General features: G+C 67.5%; 21 protein-coding genes. 11 read left to right on the plus strand and 10 right to left on the minus strand.

All coding sequences use genetic code 11. The features are described from left to right. Positions 1-64 precede the first annotated feature (64 nt). The 6 genes from H297_RS0132230 to H297_RS0132255 form a co-directional block, all read right to left on the minus strand. Positions 65-1,126 carry an RNA polymerase sigma factor SigF gene (locus H297_RS0132230; protein WP_027740405.1) on the minus strand — a complete coding sequence of 354 codons (1,062 nt, stop codon included), beginning with the start codon at positions 1,124-1,126 and terminating at the stop codon, positions 65-67. A gap of 197 nt (positions 1,127-1,323) precedes the next feature. Continuing rightward, positions 1,324-2,136 (minus strand): RNA polymerase sigma factor SigF, encoded by an 813-nt coding sequence (locus H297_RS0132235; RefSeq protein ID WP_027740406.1) that lies wholly within the window; start codon positions 2,134-2,136, stop codon positions 1,324-1,326. Positions 2,137-2,944: 808 nt separating this feature from the next. Beyond that, positions 2,945-3,109 carry a hypothetical protein gene (locus tag H297_RS43900; RefSeq protein WP_199787300.1) on the minus strand — a complete coding sequence of 55 codons (165 nt, stop codon included), beginning with the start codon at positions 3,107-3,109 and terminating at the stop codon, positions 2,945-2,947. A 170-nt stretch (positions 3,110-3,279) separates the two neighbouring features. Next, on the minus strand, positions 3,280-4,227 hold the full coding sequence (locus tag H297_RS0132245; RefSeq protein ID WP_027740407.1) for an NADP-dependent oxidoreductase: 948 nt from the start codon (positions 4,225-4,227) through the stop codon (positions 3,280-3,282). Positions 4,228-4,595: 368 nt separating this feature from the next. After that, positions 4,596-5,003, minus strand: a complete 408-nt coding sequence (locus H297_RS0132250) for a hypothetical protein (protein WP_051352366.1) — start codon at positions 5,001-5,003, stop codon at positions 4,596-4,598. Continuing rightward, positions 4,997-5,224, minus strand: coding sequence for a hypothetical protein (locus H297_RS0132255; protein WP_027740409.1), 228 nt, complete (start codon positions 5,222-5,224; stop codon positions 4,997-4,999). The genes H297_RS0132250 and H297_RS0132255 overlap by 7 nt, the downstream gene beginning before the upstream one ends. Before the next feature lie 774 nt (positions 5,225-5,998). Here H297_RS0132255 and H297_RS0132260 point away from each other — a divergent pair. Further along, positions 5,999-6,760 (plus strand): GntR family transcriptional regulator, encoded by a 762-nt coding sequence (locus H297_RS0132260; protein ID WP_027740410.1) that lies wholly within the window; start codon positions 5,999-6,001, stop codon positions 6,758-6,760. A 232-nt stretch (positions 6,761-6,992) separates the two neighbouring features. Here the strand turns inward: H297_RS0132260 and H297_RS43505 are convergent, their stop codons facing one another. The 4 genes from H297_RS43505 to H297_RS0132275 all read right to left on the minus strand — a co-directional run bounded on the left by H297_RS43505 (position 6,993) and on the right by H297_RS0132275 (position 11,016). Next, a complete protein-coding gene (locus H297_RS43505) occupies positions 6,993-8,228 on the minus strand; it encodes a hypothetical protein (protein ID WP_158693787.1) in 1,236 nt (411 codons plus the stop codon). A 112-nt stretch (positions 8,229-8,340) separates the two neighbouring features. After that, entirely contained in the window at positions 8,341-9,024 is a 684-nt protein-coding gene (locus tag H297_RS0132265; protein WP_027740411.1) for a RibD family protein, read from the minus strand. Positions 9,025-9,067: 43 nt separating this feature from the next. Further along, on the minus strand, positions 9,068-10,492 hold the full coding sequence (locus H297_RS42380; RefSeq protein WP_027740412.1) for a helix-turn-helix domain-containing protein: 1,425 nt from the start codon (positions 10,490-10,492) through the stop codon (positions 9,068-9,070). A 164-nt stretch (positions 10,493-10,656) separates the two neighbouring features. After that, a complete protein-coding gene (locus tag H297_RS0132275) occupies positions 10,657-11,016 on the minus strand; it encodes a winged helix-turn-helix domain-containing protein (RefSeq protein ID WP_078514950.1) in 360 nt (119 codons plus the stop codon). 291 nt (positions 11,017-11,307) lie between these two features. On the opposite strand from H297_RS0132275, the gene H297_RS0132280 reads away from it, so the two are divergent. The 10 genes from H297_RS0132280 (at position 11,308) to H297_RS42385 (ending at position 19,393) form a co-directional block, all read left to right on the plus strand. Then, positions 11,308-11,661, plus strand: a complete 354-nt coding sequence (locus H297_RS0132280) for a hypothetical protein (protein WP_027740414.1) — start codon at positions 11,308-11,310, stop codon at positions 11,659-11,661. A 99-nt stretch (positions 11,662-11,760) separates the two neighbouring features. Beyond that, complete coding sequence (locus H297_RS39720; protein ID WP_051352367.1) at positions 11,761-12,039, plus strand: hypothetical protein; 279 nt, start codon at positions 11,761-11,763, stop codon at positions 12,037-12,039. Positions 12,040-12,089: 50 nt separating this feature from the next. Next, positions 12,090-13,067, plus strand: coding sequence for a hypothetical protein (locus H297_RS39725; protein ID WP_037795870.1), 978 nt, complete (start codon positions 12,090-12,092; stop codon positions 13,065-13,067). 264 nt (positions 13,068-13,331) lie between these two features. Next, positions 13,332-15,506, plus strand: coding sequence for a cell division protein FtsK (locus H297_RS0132295; protein ID WP_027740415.1), 2,175 nt, complete (start codon positions 13,332-13,334; stop codon positions 15,504-15,506). Positions 15,507-15,644: 138 nt separating this feature from the next. Continuing rightward, entirely contained in the window at positions 15,645-15,896 is a 252-nt protein-coding gene (locus H297_RS0132300; protein WP_027740416.1) for a hypothetical protein, read from the plus strand. A 20-nt stretch (positions 15,897-15,916) separates the two neighbouring features. Continuing rightward, complete coding sequence (locus H297_RS0132305) at positions 15,917-16,111, plus strand: hypothetical protein (RefSeq protein ID WP_027740417.1); 195 nt, start codon at positions 15,917-15,919, stop codon at positions 16,109-16,111. 17 nt (positions 16,112-16,128) lie between these two features. Then, positions 16,129-16,344: a hypothetical protein gene (locus tag H297_RS43510; protein ID WP_158693788.1), complete on the plus strand. Its 216-nt coding sequence runs from the start codon at positions 16,129-16,131 to the stop codon at positions 16,342-16,344. 31 nt (positions 16,345-16,375) lie between these two features. Then, positions 16,376-16,762, plus strand: coding sequence for a hypothetical protein (locus tag H297_RS39730; RefSeq protein WP_051352368.1), 387 nt, complete (start codon positions 16,376-16,378; stop codon positions 16,760-16,762). A gap of 88 nt (positions 16,763-16,850) precedes the next feature. Then, positions 16,851-18,824 carry a DUF3987 domain-containing protein gene (locus H297_RS0132315; RefSeq protein ID WP_027740418.1) on the plus strand — a complete coding sequence of 658 codons (1,974 nt, stop codon included), beginning with the start codon at positions 16,851-16,853 and terminating at the stop codon, positions 18,822-18,824. Beyond that, positions 18,821-19,393 (plus strand): helix-turn-helix domain-containing protein, encoded by a 573-nt coding sequence (locus tag H297_RS42385; RefSeq protein ID WP_486589765.1) that lies wholly within the window; start codon positions 18,821-18,823, stop codon positions 19,391-19,393. Before H297_RS0132315 ends, H297_RS42385 begins: the two co-directional genes overlap by 4 nt. The last annotated feature ends 6 nt before the right edge of the window (positions 19,394-19,399 follow it).

Raw genomic sequence — 19,399 nt, forward strand, 5'->3', positions numbered from 1 at the left:
ATGCCGGCTCGTGCTCGCTTCTGCTTCCCCCGCTGCACTCGGCCCCCCGATCGCCTCGATGCCGTCAGTCCTCAGCGATCAGACCTTCGCGCAACTGTGCGAGCGTGCGGGTCAGCAGCCGGGAGACGTGCATCTGGGAGATGCCGACCTCCTCGCCGATCTGCGACTGCGTCATGTTCGCGAAGAAGCGGAGCATGATGATCTGGCGCTCGCGCGGCGGGAGTTTGGCCAGCAGCGGCTTGAGGGACTCGCGGTACTCCACGCCCTCCAGCGCGGTGTCCTCGTAGCCGAGCCGGTCCGCCAGTGAGCCCTCGCCGCCGTCCTCCTCCAGCGCGGGGGTGTCGAGCGAGGAGGCCGTGTAGGCGTTGCCGACGGCCAGCCCGTCGACCACGTCCTCCTCCGACACGCCCAGGCACGTGGCGAGTTCGGTGACCGTCGGGGAGCGGTCCAGGCTCTGCGACAGCTCGTCGCTCGCCTTCGTCAGCGCGAGGCGCAGCTCCTGGAGGCGGCGCGGCACCCGTACCGACCAGGAGGTGTCCCGGAAGAACCGCTTGATCTCACCGACGACGGTCGGCATCGCGAACGTCGGGAATTCCACGCCGCGTTCGCAGTCGAACCGGTCGATCGCCTTGATCAGCCCGATCGTGCCGACCTGGACGATGTCCTCCATCGGCTCGTTCCGGCTGCGGAAGCGGGCTGCCGCGTAGCGCACGAGCGGCAGGTTCAGTTCGATGAGCGTGTCCCGTACGTACATCCGCTCGGCGGTCGCGTCCGAACCGGGGGACTCGGCCGCCGCCCTGTCCAGCGTGGCCAGCCGCAGGAAGAGGGAGCGGGAGAGGGTGCGCGTGTCGAGCGAGTCGCCACCGGCGGACGCGGCGACGTCCGACAGCCCCGCGGCGTCCGTGTCGCCGTCGGCGGCCGGCACCGACGCGTCGCCGGTCTCACCGTCGGCCGACGGTGGCCCACCGACGAGTTCGGCCCCGTCCACCAGCCCGGCTTCCGGCTCGTGGACGGGCTCCTCGACGAGGGCCTGGGCCAGGTGGTAACCCCCTGGTCCGTCAGGTGCCCCCGGGGCCGGGGACGTGTTCTCGGTGAGCACCTTGGAGCTGCCCAGTTCTACGGACATGCCACCCCCTTGAGGTCGCGGACGGGTCGCTGCGGCGCCCTCGGCTGAGGGAAGCACCTCCCCCTCCATACCGGGCGCGCCGCTGCGGCAAACGCAGCTCTTGCAGAATGTCACAAGTAGGCAACGCGACGTAGCCTCATGTCGACAAAACTGCAGAGCTGAGAGCGGTGGGGCGGGAGTTGGGTCGCTCGATCCGGTTACGCGTCGATTCGATTTGCGGCCCGCAGCCGGGCGAAGCTGCGCGAGAGCAGGCGCGAGACGTGCATCTGCGAGACGCCGAGCTCCGCGCTGATCTGGGACTGCGTCAGGTTCCGGTAGTACCGCAGCAACAGGATCCGCTGCTCGCGCTCGGGCAGTTGTACGAGGAGATGGCGGACGAGGTCGCGGTGTTCGACCCCGTCGAGCTCCGGGTCCTCGTAACCGAGCCGGTCCAAAAGCCCCGGCATCCCGTCCTCCCGCTCCTGCGCGGCCTCCAACGACGTGGCCCGGTAGGCCCGTCCGGCCTCGATGCAGGCCAGTACCTCCTCCTCGGAGATCTTCAGCCGTTCGGCGATCTCCGCGGTGGTGGGGGAGCGGCCGTGCAACGTCGTCAGATCCTCGGTGGCCCCGCTGACCTGCACCCACATCTCGTGCAGCCGGCGCGGGACGTGGACGGTGCGGACGTTGTCGCGGAAGTAGCGGCGGATCTCGCCGACGATCGTCGGCATCGCGAAGGTCGGGAACTGCACGCCGCGGCCGGCGTCGAACCGGTCGATGGCGTTGATCAGTCCGATCGTGCCGACCTGGACGACGTCCTCCATCGGCTCGTTCCGGCTGCGGAAGCGGGCCGCCACGTACCGGACGAGCGGCAGGTTCGCCTCGATGAGTGCGGCCCGGATGCGCTCGTACTCGGCCGAGCCGTTCTCCTGCCGGGAGAGCTGCTCGAACAGGGACTGCGTCAGCGCCCGCGTCCGCGCGGCCCTCTCCCGCTGCGCCTCGGCAGCCGGCGACGACGACTTGGACGCTCCCAGAGGGCTCCTGGAGGGCTGCCCGGACGCTCCCCCCGACGCTCCCCCGGACGAGGCCGCGGAGGGCGCCTGGGGCGCCGTTCCGGACGGCGCGGAGGACGAGTGGCGGGCCGGCGCCCCTGCCGAGGTCTGCGAGGGCGTGCGAGGGGACCCCGTGCCCGGTGACGACGTGCGCGGCGATGTCGTGCGGGGCGACGCGTTCCGGGGGGACGCTGTGCGGGGTGGCGTCGTGCGAGGTGACGTCGTGCCGGTTGACGTCGTCCGGGAGGAGCCCCGGTGCGAGGCCTTCGAGGCGTCCTGGGAGGCCGCCCCGGACGGCTCGGGGGACGGAGACCCCGTCGGCGCCTCGCGGGCCGTCTCGGGCCGGGGCTCGGGCTGTGGTGCGGACTGCGGCTCCGGTGACACCCCGCCGAGCGGCTCGGGGGGCGGTTCCGGCGGCGTCCCCGCGTCCCCGGAGGGCGTCTCGCCGTGCGGAGCCTGGGCGGGCGTCCGGGCGTCGCCGGAGGGAGTCTGGGTGGGCGTCCGGGTCCCGTCCACTCAGCCACCACCCCTTTACGGTGCAGATCGGTGCCGATCCGTCGTGATCGATCGCGTTGCGGATCACGCCCCGGGCTCGGTCGCGATTTCTCCGCCAAAAAGCGGTCATAGCATCACAAGACAGGTGCACCGTGTGCAAGCACCGTACAACTCCGTGTTGCTTGTCAGCGGCACACCGAAAACGCAGGCAGGGGCCGTGTGAGGGGGCGCGTGGAGCGGCGGAACGGGCGCCTGGAGGCGCAAAAAGAGCGCTGGGACAGTGCTGAGCCGACGCTCAGTTCACCAGGGAGGTCATGAACCGGCCGACGCCCTGCGCCGCGCTGGAGATCCCCTCGAAACCGACCAGGACCAGGTCCGCGGCGCGTTCGGGAGACGTGATGATCGTGTACAGCACGAAGACGACCAGCACGTAGCCCACGAGCTTCTTCGTCTGCGCCATCGAGCGCGCCCCTCCCACGGGTGGTCCCCCACCGGCACCGTGTGCGCCCGCGGTCGTCGGCACTCCGTGCGCCGGTACAACGCCGGTACACCGCCAGTGGATCCGTACATCTGTGCGGCGGTGCGAGTGTAGCGGGAAGAGGGCGACGGAAGGGGCCGGACGGAGTGGTCTCAGGGCAGCAGGACCGTCTTTCCGCGAGCTCCGCCCGCCCGGTTGCGGGCCACCGCCCCCGGCGCCTCCTCCAGCGGCACCTCCGCCTCGACGGGTACGGCCACCCGGCCGCTGTCGATCTCGTGGCCGAGCCGCTCCAGGAGCTCCGCCGACGGGTCGATGTGGAAGTTGATGCCCTCGATGCCGCGGCCGTACAGCGCGTCGAGCGACGCCGCGTCCAGCGACGAGACGGCCACGCCTGCGTCCCGTACCGCTTCCGCGTGCGCCGCGAAGTCCGCGCGGTCGACGGAACACAGGTCCACGAGCGCGTCCACGCCCGCCGGGTACTCCTCGCGCACCGCCTCCGCCGGCGGGCGCTCCCGGAGGTCCGAGGTCAGCGCCGCGCCGAAGCCGGCCATCCGCGCCTGGTCGTGTCCGTGCGTGGCGGCCACGACGCGGAGCCCGTCCGCCGCGGCGAGCTGCGTGAGGAAGGTGCCGACGCCGCCCGCCGCACCGATGATCAGCAGACTCTCGTACGAGCGCAACGCCGCCGCATCCATGATCCCGAGGGCCGTCATCCCCGCGGTGGGCGCGCCCGCGGCGGCGGTCAGCGGCACCGTCAGGGGAGCCGGCGCGATGCTGCCCGTCTCGTTCACGACGACGTACTCGGCGTACGTGCCGCCCCCCACGGGCTCGCTCACCACGTGCCCGAACACCTGCTCACCCGTCGCGAACCGCCGCGCCTGCGGGCCGCTCTCCTCGACGACACCGGCGAAGTCCACACCCATGACGAGCGGGAAGTCGTACGGCACCGCGTCCTCGAGCATGCCGTCGGCGATCTTCCAGTCCAGCGGGTTGAGGCCGGCCGCCACGATCCGCACCAGCACCTCGCCCCCGCCCGGATCCGGTCGCCGCGCCTGCAGGACCTCCGGCCGCCCCTTCCGCTCCCGCACACCGACAGCTCGCATCCGCCCGCGCCTCCCTGCTCCCCCCTTGGGACCAGCGGTCGCCCTCTCAACGTACGACAGCCCGCCCCACCCCGCAGTCCGCGCACGGCACGCCCCCACGACGAAGGGCCGGACCCTCGCCGGGTCCGGCCCTTCGTACATCCTGCTCACGAGCGGTAGCGGTGGGATTTGAACCCACGGAGGAGTTGCCCCCTCACTCGCTTTCGAGGTCTGTTCGGGCTGGTGAGGGGGTTGTGCGGGGTCGTTCAGCGCCGTTCGCTGGTGCTGATCGGGGGCGTTGCTGGGTTGGTGCCGGTCGCTGATGAACGAGCCTGGACAGGGGTGAATGAGACGGAAACTGAGACGGACTCGGCTGACATCGGTGCAGCTCAGCCAAAGGATTCCGCGGGGAGTCGGGGGCCGTTGCCGTCGTCATCGTCGCGCCCTCGGTCGTCGCACGTGATCTCGGCGCGCTCGTAGCCCGGCAGCCTCGCGCCCCTGCTGTCGGCGACCCGCAGACAGTTACTCAAGGCGGCGGCGGCCACCTTGAGGGCCTTCGTCTGCTCGGTGTCCTCGCCCTTCGTCTCTGCTGCTGCCTTGTCGATGACCTGCACAGCCCGCTTGAGAGCATCGTCGCCGTCCTCCAACTGGGCCTCTTCGACCTCGTCGGCGTACGTGGCCATCGCGGAGTCAGCGTCGCCGTTGAGGTAGCAGGGGTTCCCACTGTCCGAGGCCCATGGCAGTAGCCGGAGCTCGGGAGCGGGCATAGGGGTCTCGGCTCGGTCGTAGATCAACATACTGGGCCCTCCCAGCCCGCTACGGTGCGCAGAACGACCAGCGTCGTCCTGGGCGTGATGGTCAGGATGTCGCCAGTCCTGAACGCGATGAGCTTCGCTCCGCCGGTGAGATGGCGGATGTCGACCACGGCCATCGACTGACCACCTACCTGGATGACGTCTCCTCGGCGGAGCGATCCACCGCCGACCTCGATGGCGACCTGTCGCTCACTGCGCGCCATTCCCTGTCCTCTCCTTCGGTGGGGAGCTGAGCTGCGGCCGGTGGCATGGGCAGTCGCAGGGCTCGAAGAACACGCCCCGACTCGGTGACGGCTGCGTGGGGTTCCCGTGGCGGCATTCGAGGTGCCGGCCGAGCCCGCATGCGGGGGAGCGGTAGCTCATGAGCGCTCACCGCCGAGCGGACACCCGGTTGCCCGCTGACAGCGGGCTTCGTACGCCAGGAAGTACGGACGCACGAGCGCGATGTCGTTGACGATCGGGACGGCTGGCGGTCGCCAGCGGGACGGTGGGCACCAGCTCCGGGTCGGCATCGGAGAAGCTGCGGAACTGTCCTTCTGCCTGGACAATCCCGCTGGGCTGATGAGCCACCGCAGAAGCTGGTCGAACGCTTCGCGAAGGTAGTAGCGCATGGTTGCAGCTCCCTATGGCTGCGGGTCCGCTCTCTGCACAGGAGGCGCAGGGGGACCCTCGTTGAAGACGAGGGTCCACGCGACGGTGGCTTGACCGTCGGTGTGGAGCCCGAACTGGTCGCCTTGCTCCAGCGCAGCCAGCAGGGCCAGCCAGACGGTCGGCGTTGGCGAGCTGGGTGGCGTCACCTCGACTCGGACGTACTCGCGATCGCACTTGAGGTGTGGTTCCAGGCCGAGAGCGGAGAGTCGCGCTGCGATCGAACGCGCTCGAACGATGGATTGAGGCATGGCGATCCTCCGCCACGAGCCGGTCACGTGGAGTAAAGCTAGTTAACTAGATTAGACCTAGTGGACTAGATTTTCCACATGCCTGAGCAGCCGCCCTACCTCCGCATCGCCGACCTGTTCCGGCAGCGCATCGCTGACGGCGACTGGACATCCGGCGACCGGCTTCCCTCCCGCTCCGCCTTGGGCGCTGAATACGGCGTCGGCGAGAACGTCATCCGCAGAGCTCAGGAACTGTTGATCTCCCAGGGCTTGCTGGAGGGCCGTGCGGGCTCGGGTACGTATGTTGCGGAGCCTCGCCGGCGTATGCGTATGGTCCGCTCCCTCAGCCGCGAACGTCGGGGCGGCTCACCGTTCCGCGCGGACATGGCGGCTCTCGGCCGGAACGGGACGTGGGAGCACCAGACGGATGCGAAGGTGCCAGCTCCGCTGGACATCGCAGCCCGACTCGGCATCGCTGTGGGTGACTTGTGTGTCCGCACGCGGTACGAGTTCCTGTCGGACAGCAAGCCGGTTCAGCTGTCGACCAGTTGGGAGCCGTTTGCCCTGACGGGTGGCACGATCGTCGTCCTCCCTGAGGGAGGCCCTTACGCCGGTCGTGGCGTCGTCGAGCGCATGGCCGCCATCGATGTCCAGATCAGCCACGCGGTCGAACAGCCCGAGCCCGGCCACGCCACAGCCGAAGAGGCTCAACTCCTCGGCCTGCAGCGCGGATCACTGGTCACCCGTATTCAGCGCACCTATTACAAAGACGACGGCCGCCCGGTCGAGACCGCCGACATCATCGTCCCAGCGGCCCATGCCGAGATCGTCTATGAGGTGCAGATCAGTTCTGAGGAGTGATGCGGCGGTGAGCAAGGCCAAGGCTTACGGCTGGCCCGGGTAGGTAGCTTACCGTGCGAGAGTTTACCCAATCGAACAGCTGCATAGCAGCTCCCGCCCTACCCGCCTGCTAACTGGTGTGCGGCTCCTACCGTGCCTCTCGCGCCCTCGATGGGGTCTTCCCGGGCGTACCTGGCTAGCGCCGATGGGGGACGGCATATGGACTTGCATCCGGGGCTGTCACCCTCAGTTTTTAGTCGCCGTGCAGAATTCTCCTAGATATTTCGCGACTCCGCTCCGAAATCCTTTTCAGTCGAGGCGTGCTTACGTGGAATTTTCGATGGACTCGTTGACTGAACAGCAAAAATGTCGGCTGCATGTCGAGAAGATTTCTCCCTAGAGGGTCCTCAAGGACTTCGGTTCTGATAATCTGAACGTCTGTAACGGAAGCGGGCATTCTTGTCACCCTCAGATCTTCTACGCCTCCTTCGGTGATGAATCGCAGGGTCAATTTTTGATTCTCCCCGATTCTGCCCGAACGGACGGCGATTTTCTTTCCGCTCCAGGTGGCCAGATGGCGAGCGCGTTGCCGCGGAAGCTCCGCTCCATCTAGCTCCACATCGCAATGGAGAAATGTTGAATCGGCGGTTTCGAATGTTATTGAGCCCTCGCCAGTATCATCCGCTATCTCGGAGTGGGCATTAAATGCAAAGGCCACGAGGTGCGGTTCTTGCACGGGCACGCCATTGAGCCTCGTCGTTATGTGACCCTCCGAGGCGCCAGGAGCGATGTCATCTAGCGGCAGAAATTTCCTGATCACCAACACTTGGGCCTCGACGCGGCCCGGCGTAGGCCAGTCCTCGACCCTCTCGAAGATCATCGATCGGAAGTGTGCATTCAGGCGGATTCCATCGCCCTTCGGTTTCAAGCGACCGAAGGTTTCCACCCCGGCAATGCGCCCGCTTACCTCAATTCCACGCTCGTCGACGGGCCCATTGAGAATCCCGGAAAGAGTGACTTCATCTCCCGGATTCATGAGAAACGGCTTTATGCGCAAACGGCCATCTCCGAGTTCAAAAGGATTATCCCCAAAGAATTCAGAGATCGACCCTCGGTTGACCTTCATCGAGCCGCCCATGAAGTTGCAGTGACTCCCGAAGCGGATTGTTAGAGGACTCGAAAAGTCGCTCTCGGCTATAGGAGCCCGGCCTGTATTGGCAAGCCTGAGTTCGAATACCATAGGCATTACCAGGCGCTGGCCGGTTGGCTCTAAGTTGACGCTGATTGGCCCGCTGATCAGGTTATCTATCGCTTCTTCGCCACGCTCAAGTGTTAGTAGTTCATAGTAAGCTGTATAGTGGATTCTCTTGAACGTACCCCCTCGTTTTTGCCATATCAGAGCAACCCAGGACACGGCGAGCGCCGCTAGGGCGAGAACGGTTCCTACCGCGAATTCCACGAACTTCCCTCCTGCGGCTGCGATGGCCATCATGCGATTTAAGCCAGCGAGCGAGGTCAGCGGATGTGAACCGGTGGAAACGAGCCGGTACGCGACCGACGCCCTGGCGGAGCCGATACTCAGAGGTGTTACGACTCACCGGTCATGCTTGGCTCTCCTGCTTCGGCAGGTAGCGCATGAAAACCACGTCGCCAACCTGCCGAACCTCGGCGAGCGACATGCGCCGAGTGGTGGCCCACGGGTAGTTCGCCGGGTTGAGAAAACGGGGGGCGTCGGCCTGGCCGACGATGAGAGGGGCTATGACGAGGTGGATTTCATCCGCGAGGTGTTGGGAGAGGAAGGCGGTGTGGACCTGGCTGCCGCCTTCGACCAGCAGCCGACCGATTCCGCGGTTGCCGAGATCGTCAAGCAGCGCGCCGAAGTCCAGTTCCTCTCCTGTTGAGACCACGTCCGCGAGCTTGCCGAGGCGTGCGCGGAGCCCTTCCGCTGCGGCGTCCGTCGTGTAGGCGACCTTGTCCCCGCCGTGGTGCCAGAATTTCAGGTCTTCGCTGAGGTCACCGGTCTTGGTCACCGTCGCCTTGAGGGGATACGCGGGCTTTCCGGCCGCCTCGCGGGCCGCTCGGCGTTCTTCGCTGTTCACCAGTAGCCGCGGGTTGTCCGCCCGCATCGTGCTGGCCCCGATGAGAATGGCATCGGAGTCGGCGCGGACCTGGTCGACGCGGTCGAAGTCCTCGGCGTTACTCAGCAGCAGGCGCGACGGGCTGGTGTCGTCAATGTAACCGTCTATCGAGGTTGCGACCTTGAGCACGACATAGGGGCGGGGCACTGGCATCTCCTAAGAGCCTTGCGGTGTGAAGGACGGCAGTAGGTCACGCCTGCTTGAGCACGGCGTCCCTCATGGCGTCTCGGAACTCGTTCACGGTGGTCACGGTATGCCACTTCCCCAGATCAGCATCCAGACGCGCGAGCTCGCGAGTGATGCGGCCGGAGCCGGTCTCTATGCCGATGCGGAGGGCTTGCATACCCGCTCGCCCAGCTTCTTCGGCTTCGCCGGCTCCGGCGAGGGCCACGGCCTGGCGGGCGAGATGTACGCCTCGTTCCCGGTGGTAGTCGGCAGGCAGGTTGCTAAGGGCACGACCGAAGCTCTCGGCGGCAGCCCGGAACTGGCCGAGCGTGTTGAGGCTCCGGGCGCGCTGGGCCTCGATGTACGTCGCGTCCAGCCAGATCCCCAACGGCGATTCCGGGTCCGGGTCCATGGCTTCGCGTAGATCGTGGGCGTGGTCGTATGCGCGCTTACAGGCATCTGCATCGCCTTGCAGCGCATGCGCGTGAGCACCGTAGGTTGCAGACACTGCCGCGAGTCGGCTGCCCGGGGCTGCGTGCCGCTCAGCGGCTTCAGCCACGTCCAACGCGTCAATCGGATCGTGCATGTCGCCGGCGAGCTGACTGCGGCGAGCGAGGATGAACGTGGTCAGTTGGGCATCACCGGTCAGGTGGGATATTTCCAGCGCTTCGCGCATCCAATGCTGGGCGGCACGGAAGTCGCGTGTGTCTTGATGGAGCCAGCCGGCGAGCTCCGCGTATCGAGCGTTGAGCTGGAGGAGGCGGCTGCGGTCCTCGCCGCGCAATTCTCGCCGTAGGGACTTCATCGCAGCGAGCTGGCGCTCAACGATGGGGATGCTTTGGTACGGCCCGAACAGCTTGTCGCTGTCGATGAGGACACGATGAGTGGCTTCCAAATGCTCGATCGCATTCGCGCCCGACAACTTCCCCGGTGTTGGCGGGGCTGCGACGGCGGGAAGGTCTGAGAACGCCGATGCCGCAGCCGCCGTCCCCAGGGTGCCGAGCAGCGCACGGCGCGAGATCGACACGAAGATGATCCTTCCGTCGTCGGTGCGGGCAGGGACGGAAATCCCCTCCGACGACGTTGCCTCGCCCGCTGAGCTGTCCTCCAGAAGGACAGAGCGGTTGGACACATCAGGGCCCTGATAGGACACATGGTCACGGGGCTGGTCACGTGTCTCATGGCTTGGTGAAGCTGCGGCTTGAATGCGCCTGTACTTGCGAATCAGTGCGCCTTCGGCGCGAAGTTCATGGTCGTAGGCCGTCACCAGGTCGGCCGAGGCGGCTTGGTCCCCGCGCTCGACTCGGGCCATGTAGCTGGGGCTGTAGTTGATCCGGGCGCTCAGTTTGCCGAGCGAGCGGCCCCGATGGTTGCGCCACTCGCGCATCTCCGCGCCCAACTCGTGCTGAGGCCCTGCCTCCGGCGTCAGCGCTTTGGGCTTCTGTCCCACAGCGACTCCCCCTTGTGTCCTTCGTGGCAGCTCCATCGAGGCCACATGGACAGTCTTTTGACGGCCCGCCAGCAGCCGTACAACAGATGCACAAGCAGCACACAGCCTATCGACGCTGAGTGCTCACCGCAGCGACAAGGACGGGAGGAGGGGAGGTGAGGATGCTACGAGTCGGCGCGGTCGGCCTGTTGCTCTTCGAGGGTCTGGAGCCGTTTGAACAACTCCGAGACCTGTGCCTTGAGTTCGGCGAACTGTTCAGCAGTGACCGGCGAAGCAGTGGGGCTGTACGGCGACTCGGGGTCGTAGGCGAAGCTCCCGCGCCCCGTTGTGAAGATCCACCCTTCACTGCGGAGGAGGCTGAGGGACTTCTGAACCGTCACCGGAACGAAGCCGGACTCTTCGGCCAGCTTCCGCACGGAAGGCAATTTTTCCCCGGGCGCGATCGCACCGCTCTTGATCCGTTCCCGCAGGTCATCGGCTAGTTGCTCGAAGGGTGCTCTGGGGTCGTTCTCAGCTCTCGTCACACCCCGAGCCTACCCACCGCTAACACGTACCAGCACAGAAACCGCCCCAAGGGGCTTGCGTAATGAAACGTGACAGCACAAGATGTCACGTGTTGGACCGCCCGGAGGGCTCGGTGAAAGGGGCCCGGAGGAAGCGGCCGTTCTTTGAGAACTCAACAGTGTGTTCAAGCCGAGTGATTTTGGTCCGCGATGCCGCCTGAGCTGCGGCGTCGCGGGTCATGACCACTCGTCTGAGACGAGCGGCTCGCGGCCAGGGGGTTCCTGGCTCCCCGACTCGGAAGGAGAACGATCATGTTGCTCGCCATTGGAGACGTCGTCCGCGACCGCCAGGACGACGCTCTGGGCACGGTCGCCGGCATGGCCTCCGGGGTTGTGCTGTTGCGGCTCAACGACACGGTTCGCCCGGTGCCCTCGGCGAACGTCGAGATGGTGGCGCGTGCGGTCAAGCCACGGACGCCGACGCTGGACGTCGCCAACCTCTGCTTCATCGCGGTCGGGCTGGTCATCGGCGTCCTGATGGGCACCGCAGTCGCTCAGCTCGGCGGAGGCACGTTCCTCATCGCGTCGGTCACCTTCACCTCCACCGTGACCGTGATCTCCGGGCTGACCGGCTTTTTTCTGCGCCCTCGGCGCATGCGCGTCTGACCTGCACGCGCTCTGCAGCAGCTGACGGCGGCACTCCCGACCAAGTAGCGCCCGCCGTCGCTGTCTCCCTATCCCAACCAGGAAGCAGGAGTCCGGATCATGACCATGAAGTCCTTCATCGCCGGCCATGAGGTCGTCACCGAGAACGACGCCTTGGAGCTGGCGCTCGGCACGCCGCTGGAGCTGTGGCTCGGCGTCGCAGACGAGAGCGCCGAGGAGCGCGCGGCTCGCCTGGACGCGGCGCGCGACATCCTTGCCGAAGAGCCTGAGCTGTACGACCGAGTCACGGCGCTCATCGCCGAGGGACTGGCATCGATGGTCTCGGGTCCGTCGACCGTCCGCTCTGTCGGTGCGCTGCTGGGCGGTGAGGCAGCTTGAGCCCGTCTCCTGAACCGGACCGGGCGGGAGCGGGGTCTCGGCTCTCCACCATGAGCGCGAGCCAGATCCGTTCCGCCGAGCGAACGCTGTCGGCCGGCACGTGGAGCATCACCTTCGGCGCGATCCTCTACTCCGTTCTGACCGTCACGCCGCTCGTTCGCAGCGTGACCCCGGAGGGGTGGGAGCCGACGGCGCCGGTACTGCCGTTGGTGGTCGACGCGGCGGTCGTGATCGTCGTACGTCTCGACTCCACCGTTGCCCGCCTCGGCGGCTCCGCCGGACCCTGGCCGACCGTGCTGCGCTGGCTGACCGGCGTCATGACCCTCGCCCTCAACATCGGCGACTCGGCGCTTCACGGCGACCTGGTCGGCGTGGTTGTTCACGCGGTCGCGCCAACCCTGCTGATCGTCACCGCCGAGGCAGGGCTGGCCTACCGGCGCGCGATCGCTGCGGCGCTTGAACGCATCGAGCGTGAGCAGCGTGAACAGGCCGAGCGCGCAAGAGCCGAGCGCGATGAACAGGCGCGTCTGGCGCGTGAGGAGCGTGAACAGCAGCGCGAAGCTGCCGAGCGCCGTGAGCAGGAGGCCCGTGAGCACGCCGCCCAGTTGGAACAGCAGCGCGCCGAGCGGGAAGCTGCCGAGCGTCGCGAGCAGCGTGAGCACGAAGAGCGGCTTCGCCGCTTGGAAGCGGAGCGCGAAGAGCGCGAGCGGCGTGAACAGCGAGAGTTCGAGCGGGCCCGCGAGGCGCGCGAACGGGCCGACCGCGAGCGCCGTGAACAGCCCAAGCAACAGCGCTCCGTTCATGAACACGCAGGGCACGCCACCCGTGAACGCCAGCCACAGCCCCGCCCAGCGGACAAGCAGCCATCGCCGAAGCCCGGCGCTGCGCCCGCAAAGCTGAGCGAAGAGGAGGCCCTGGAGGCCATCCGTACCGCCGACCCGGATCACACCGTGCGACAGCTCGCCGAGCGCACCGGCTGGTCCGTCGGCTGGATCAGCGCGCGCATGCGTGAGCTGCAACGCGCTTAGAGCCTGACACGGAGCCGCACGGCCACCAGCAGGTCGAAATGTTCGCCCCGCCTCGCTCCATCGCCGCTACTGACGGGGCAACGTCACCTGAAAGTCATTCCCAACGCTGACCGCACGGTGTTCGCTGGTCACCGTTGCACGTCGGTCTCTCATCTGTCCGGCCTGCAACCGGCAGTCGGAGATCCGACCAGCAGGGGCCAGGGCGCCCACCTTCCACAGCAGCGTCCTGGCCCCGCTCCCTCCCACTCATGGAAGGAAATGTCAGTGAACCACGAGGACGAGAACGAGCTGTTCCAACGGCTCGAATCGGAGATGGCAGAGGGGGAGTCGGGCACAGTGCTCGACTTCCGCAAGGAGTCGCCGCACGCCTCCGCCTCGGCGGAGTCCGCGTCCGAAGCGGAGGACCCGTCGGCCCGTGTGATGGTCGACTCGCCCGGTGCCTCCTCGGCTCCCGGCTTCATCGACCGCGTACGGGACGCGAAGCGGCGCCCGGTCCTGCCGCAGTGGGTGAAGTCGAAGCCGGACTTCATGGCGTCGGCTGGCTGGGCAGCCGGATATGCGGGGCACACGGTTGCGTATCACGGGATCCGTACGCCCTGGTACGCGCTGCGGCTGACCTTGCAGGCACCGAGCGGAGCGGCGAAGTTCGTCAGCGGTTCGCTGCGATGGATGGCCGACCGTGAGGGTGACCCGTTGCGCGCGGCTGCGGCCCGCCGTGAAGACGTTGGCGAGTATCTGAAGCTTTCCCGCCAGCGTGACCGCCGCGTGCGTTGGCGCACGGTCGTCGGCGTCGTCGCCTCCGTGATCGGTCTGTCGTCGGCGCTGGCCTCGTACGTGCTGGCTCCGGGCTGGCTGCTGGCTCTCTCCGGCGCGGCGGTCACGCTCGCGCTGGGCTGGCTGGGGCAGCCTGCTGATGACCCGGTCATCCACCGTGCGGTGGAGCTGCCGAAGAGGCAGAAGCTCACCAGCGACATCGTGCTCCGGGCACTGGCCGCGCTCAGCATCTCCCAGATCAACCAGACCCTCGCCAAGGGCGGCGACCCGCTGGCGTTCACGGCGCCCATCACCCGGGATGGCCCCGGTTGGCTCGCCGAGGGGGACCTGCCCTACGGCGTGACCGTCGCCGACGTGATGGACCGCCGCGAACGGCTGGCCTCCGGCCTGCGCCGTCCGCTCGGCTGTGTGTGGCCCGAACCAGTCCCGGACGAACACACTGGGCGGCTGCGGCTGTGGGTGGGCGATCAGGACATGTCCAGGGCCAAGCAACCGGCCTGGCCGCTGGCCAAGTCCGGCAGCGTCGACCTGTTCAAGCCCGTCGCCTGGGGCACCGACCAGCGCGGCCGATGGGTCGAGATCACGCTGATGTTCATCGCCGGCGTCATCGGCGCGATCCCCCGGATGGGCAAGACCTTCCTGTTGCGGCTGCTGCTGCTCATCGCGGCCCTCGACCCGCGCGCCGAGGTGCACAGCTACGACCTGAAGGGGACCGGCGACCTGGACCCGGTCGGCGAGGCCGTCTCCCACCGGCACCGGGCGGGGGATGAAGAAGAGGACATCCTCTACGGCCTGCACAGCATGCGCGAGGTGCAGGCGGAGCTGCGGCGTCGAGCGAAGGTCATCCGGGAGCTGCCGCGAGACATCTGCCCCGAGTCCAAGGTCACCTCAGAGCTGGCCTCGAAGAAGTCGCTTGGGCTGCATCCGATCGTGATCGGGGTGGACGAGTGCCAAAAGTGGTTCGAGCACTCCAAGCACGGCAAGGAGCTGGAGGAGATCTGCACCGACATCGTCAAGCGCGGCCCCGCCGTGGGCATCGTGCTGCTGCTGGCCACCCAGCGGCCCGACGATGACAGCCTGCCGAAGGGCATCTCCGCGAACGCCTCGGCCCGTTGGTGCCTCAAGGTCATGTCCCACACCGAGAACGACATGGTGCTGGGTACCGGCGCCTACAAGCGCGGGGTGCGCGCCACCACGTTCGCGTGGGGAGAGAAGGGCATCTGCTACTTCCTCGGCGAAGGAGCCGACGCCCGCGTCGTCCGCTCCATCGAGGTCGACGCCGTCCTCGCCGAAGCCATCGGCGCACGTGCCCGCAAGCTGCGCCAGGACGCCGGCCTGTTGACCGGCTACGCCCTCGGCGAGGAGCCGCAAACCGACTCGGCCGCCTCCTTCGACCTGCTGGCCGACATCCTGGCCGTCATGCCTGCCGAGGAACCGAAGGCATGGAACGAGGTCATCGCCTCTCGGCTGGCAGAGCTGCGCCCGGACGCGTACGGCGAGTGGGGAGCCGAGCAGTTGACCGCCGCGCTCAAGCCCTACGGCATCCGCACCGGCCAGATCTGGGGCACGACCGACGACGGCAAGGGCGCCAACCGGCGAGGCATCAAGCGCGCCGACATCCTCAATGCAGTCGCTCACCGTGACGGAAACAGCGACGCTGCCTAGCCCATCACGCCGCTAGACCTAGCAACCACCCCGCTAGGTCTAGCGGCCCCGCTAGCGCACCAAACCCCCTCTTATCAGGCCACTAGCTTCTAGCGGCCTCACCCCAGCACGCCCTGAAACCGGCCCGTGGAGGGCTTCATGACCGACATCCTGGCCGCTATACCCGGCCTCCTCTTCCTCACTCTCTGTTACATCGCGCTGTGCGCGATCTCCCCGTTCGGCACCTGCCGCAAGTGCCGAGGCTTCGGCTTCCACCTCAAGACCAACCGGCGCGGACAGCTCCGGCGCGGCAAGGACTGCCGCCGCTGCGACGGCTACGGCAAGCGCATCCGCCTCGGCCGCTGGCTCTACAACCGCGCCGCCCGACTCCACGACCAAGGCACCCGATAACCCGCAGAAAGGCCCATGCCATGACCCTGACCGTTTCAGTTGTGCTCGTCCTCGGCGTCCTGGTCGCCGTCGCGCTGAAGTTCCGTGCCATCGGCGTCGGCGCCTTCATCCTCGTCGCGCTCTTCGGCTTCAGCCTCTCCGAGACCGACGCGGCCCCCACCATCACCCAGTTCATCGGCGCCCTCAGCGACACCGTCGCGGACATCGGCAACTGACCAGAACGGAGAACGCTTTGAACGCAATAGCACCCCGCCCGCAGCGCATCTCACTCATGGCCGTCGGCGAGCTGCGCGACGCATTCACGGCCCTCGAACGCGGCGACCGTGGCACTGCCGTCGCCAGCCTCATGGCCATCGACACCGAGTCCTGGCAGGCCATCGAGCGGCGGCTGGCCACCCTCGGCGGAAGCGTCACCGACCTGCTCAGCGCCCTCGAAATCGAGTCGTGAGCCCTACCCGAGCAAGCGAGGGAGAAGAGAAGTGACACCCGATCCCAACGTCGCCGCATGCCCGTCGCCCGAGGTCGCCTACGCGAGCGCGCCCCGGGTGATCCGCGAACTCTCGTGGGTGGCAGGCGCAGCAGCCGACAAGGAATTCGGCGTACCCATGGGACGCGAATTCTGGCTCCGTAAGGCCGCCCTGCTCGACCGCATCGCTCTCAGCGAGGCCGAGACGTACACGCCCGAAGTCGCTGCCGCAGCAATCGAGACGGCCGAAGAGGCTGCCGGACGGCTCGCCGACTTCGACCACACCCACTACACGACGCGCGGCCCCATCAAGCCGCTGCTGAACCCGCCCGGCCGGTCCTACCGGCCGTACGTCCGCCAGGAGTACCTGGCCTGGCTCAAGGCCCGTACCGACTCCTAGCTACGCCCGGAGGCGGCGGCACTCCCGACCAAGGTCGCCCGCCGCCTCCGGTCTCCCTATCCCAACCAGGAAACAGGAGGGCACCAGCATGCCATCTGAGCCCGTGGACGTGCCGTACAGCAATGTGCGCGCATTGTTCGATCAGTCCGAAAACAGTGGTCCGCCGAGCGATGTGGAAGCCGAGGCCGCAGTGCTCGGCGCGATGATGCTCCGCGCCGAGGTCATAACCGACGTGATCGAAATCCTGAGCCCGGAGGACTACTACAGGCCCGCTCACGAGACGATCCACCGCGCCATCCTCGTCCAGCACGACGAGGGACGGCCGGTCGACCCGATCACCCTCACTCACCACCTGGACCGCCTCGGCGAGCTGCGCCGTGTCGGTGGCCCCGGCTACGTCCAGTCCCTCGTCCAAGCGGTGCCCACAGCCGCGAACGCCGGATACTACGCCGAGATCGTTCACGAACTGGCCGAGCGACGCCGCCTCATCGAGGCCGGTACGCGCCTCGTGCAAGCCGCATCCACTCCGGACGCCTCAGCGGCCGAAGTACGGGAAGCACTCGCCCTCAGTGACGAGAAACGGCCGGACACCTGGCAGGAACCCATCCCACTCAACACCCGCCCGACGCTCCCACCCTTCCCGCTGCACACATTCCCCGGCTGGCTAGGCGAGTTCGCTGCCGGCATCGCCGAGGAGACGCAGACACCCGTCGATATGGCCGGCTCCCTGGCTCTGTCCGTCCTGGCGACTGCTGCCGGTGGTCGCTGTGTCGTGCAGGTGCGTGGCCGGTGGCGCGAGCCGACCAACCTGTACGTGGTCGTCGCGCTTCCCCCTGCCAACCGCAAGAGCGCCGTCTTCTCTGCGATGACCGGACCGCTCTACGAAGCGGAAAAGTCGCTCGCCGAGGAGATGGCCGGACGCATCGTTGAGGCAGAGCTGACGCGGAAGATGGCGCAGGAAGCAGCCGACAAGGCTGCTGCTCGCGCGGCGACGGCCGAGGGCCCTGAGCGTGACTCGCTCGTCGCCGAGGCAATTGGCCTGGCTCAGCAAGCCGAAGAGCTCACCGTGCCCGCACGGCCCCGACTGCTGGCCGACGACTCCACTCCGGAAACGGTCACCTCCCTCATGGCCGAGCAGGGCGGGCGCCTGGCCGTCATGTCCGCCGAGGGCGGCATCTTCGACATCATCGCCGGCCGCTACTCCGGCACCCCCAACATGGAAGTCTTCCTCAAGGGGCACGCTGGCGACCGGCTGCGCGTCGACCGCCGCTCCCGCGAGGAATCCATCGAAGCGCCCGCCCTCACCATGGGCTTGGCCGTACAGCCGACCGTCCTGGAGGACATCGGCAAGCACCGCGGATTCGACGGGCGCGGACTATTGGCCCGCTTCCTCTACTCCATGCCGGAATCCCTGGTCGGCTACCGGGACAGCGACCCCGACCCGGTGCCGGACACTGTCGCTGCTCGATACGAGCGCAACATCGTCGCGCTGACGCTCTCCCTGGCGGACTGGATGGACCCGGTCGTCCTCCAGCTCACCCCGGCGGCCGACAAGGCGCTGAAGAGCTACCAGGAAGAGTTGGAGATCCAGCTCCGCCCCAAGGGCGGCAAGCTGGGCCATCTCCAGAAGTGGGCGGGCAAGCTGGTGGGCGCCATTGCTCGCATCGCCGGACTGCTGCACCTGGCCGCGCACCTGCACGACGGGTACGGCAAGCCGATCGATGACGCCACCATGCTGGCTGCCATCGAGATCGGCGAATACTTCGCCGACCACGCCCTGAACGTCTTCGACCTCATGGGAGCCGACGCAGCTCAGTCGCGGGCCAGGACGCTACTGGAGGTGCTGGCCGCGAACGGCTGGGAGACGGTCAGCCGCCGCGACCTGTTCGCCAAGCTCTCCCGCTCGGAGTTCCCCACGGTCGCCGACATGGAGCCGGCCGTCGCCCTGCTGGAGGAACACGGCTACCTGCGTACCCACACACCGCCCCGGAACGGGAAGCGTGGCCGTCCGCCAGCTCCGCGCTACCTCATCCACCCCCAGGTTCGGGAGGGGCTGGCATGACCACACGCACGCCCACGCGCGCCGCCGCTTGGCCGCACAAACCGCAGAAACAACAGAAACCCCACGCCATGCGCGCTGACCAGCAGCGCAGCACCCTCGGCACCGCGTTGGGCCAGCCGCCGCAGAAAGCAGCGGAGCTGCCGCACAAATGCCCGTGTGCCGCTGGCACCAGGATGCGCGGCTCGTCCGACGCCTATTTCTGCGGCGCTTCCGGCTCTTTCTGCGGCACCTACCCGGTCAGCCACGACACCCCAGGTCAGGAGGCAAGCTCACAGGTTTTTGCGAATTCTGCGGTTTCTGCGACGGACCGTCGTACCGCCAAGGCTGAAGGGAGCACCGTGCGGCACATCTTGAGCGCTCGCGATCACGGCGACACCGACCCCACTCTCGCGTTGCTCTCGGTCGAGGAGGCTGCTCGTCGGCTCGGCATCGGCCGAACCGTCTGCTACCGGCTCATCAGCTCTGGAGAGCTGGAGTCGGTCACGGTCGGCCGCCTCCGCCGCATTCCCGCCGACGCTGTGCCCGAGTACGTCGCACGGCTCCGCACGACCACCCGTACCGCTGCCTGAAGGGGG

The organism is Streptomyces sp. CNT360, assembly GCF_000424785.1.

Bases quoted from the DNA above. Each gene is read 5' to 3' on its own strand.
- H297_RS0132315 (WP_027740418.1), top strand. From the start codon at position 16,851: ATGCCATCTGAGCCCGTGGACGTGCCGTACAGCAATGTGCGCGCATTG.
- H297_RS39725 (WP_037795870.1), top strand. From the start codon at position 12,090: ATGAGCGCGAGCCAGATCCGTTCCGCCGAGCGAACGCTGTCGGCCGGC.
- H297_RS42385 (WP_486589765.1), top strand. From the start codon at position 18,821: ATGACCACACGCACGCCCACGCGCGCCGCCGCTTGGCCGCACAAACCG.
- H297_RS0132260 (WP_027740410.1), top strand. From the start codon at position 5,999: ATGCCTGAGCAGCCGCCCTACCTCCGCATCGCCGACCTGTTCCGGCAG.
- H297_RS39720 (WP_051352367.1), top strand. From the start codon at position 11,761: ATGACCATGAAGTCCTTCATCGCCGGCCATGAGGTCGTCACCGAGAAC.
- H297_RS0132230 (WP_027740405.1), bottom strand. From the start codon at position 1,126: ATGTCCGTAGAACTGGGCAGCTCCAAGGTGCTCACCGAGAACACGTCC.
- H297_RS0132280 (WP_027740414.1), top strand. From the start codon at position 11,308: ATGTTGCTCGCCATTGGAGACGTCGTCCGCGACCGCCAGGACGACGCT.
- H297_RS0132250 (WP_051352366.1), bottom strand. From the start codon at position 5,003: ATGTTGATCTACGACCGAGCCGAGACCCCTATGCCCGCTCCCGAGCTC.
- H297_RS43505 (WP_158693787.1), bottom strand. From the start codon at position 8,228: ATGGCCATCGCAGCCGCAGGAGGGAAGTTCGTGGAATTCGCGGTAGGA.
- H297_RS0132300 (WP_027740416.1), top strand. From the start codon at position 15,645: ATGACCGACATCCTGGCCGCTATACCCGGCCTCCTCTTCCTCACTCTC.
- H297_RS43900 (WP_199787300.1), bottom strand. From the start codon at position 3,109: ATGGCGCAGACGAAGAAGCTCGTGGGCTACGTGCTGGTCGTCTTCGTG.
- H297_RS0132245 (WP_027740407.1), bottom strand. From the start codon at position 4,227: ATGCGAGCTGTCGGTGTGCGGGAGCGGAAGGGGCGGCCGGAGGTCCTG.
- H297_RS0132255 (WP_027740409.1), bottom strand. From the start codon at position 5,224: ATGGCGCGCAGTGAGCGACAGGTCGCCATCGAGGTCGGCGGTGGATCG.
- H297_RS0132305 (WP_027740417.1), top strand. From the start codon at position 15,917: ATGACCCTGACCGTTTCAGTTGTGCTCGTCCTCGGCGTCCTGGTCGCC.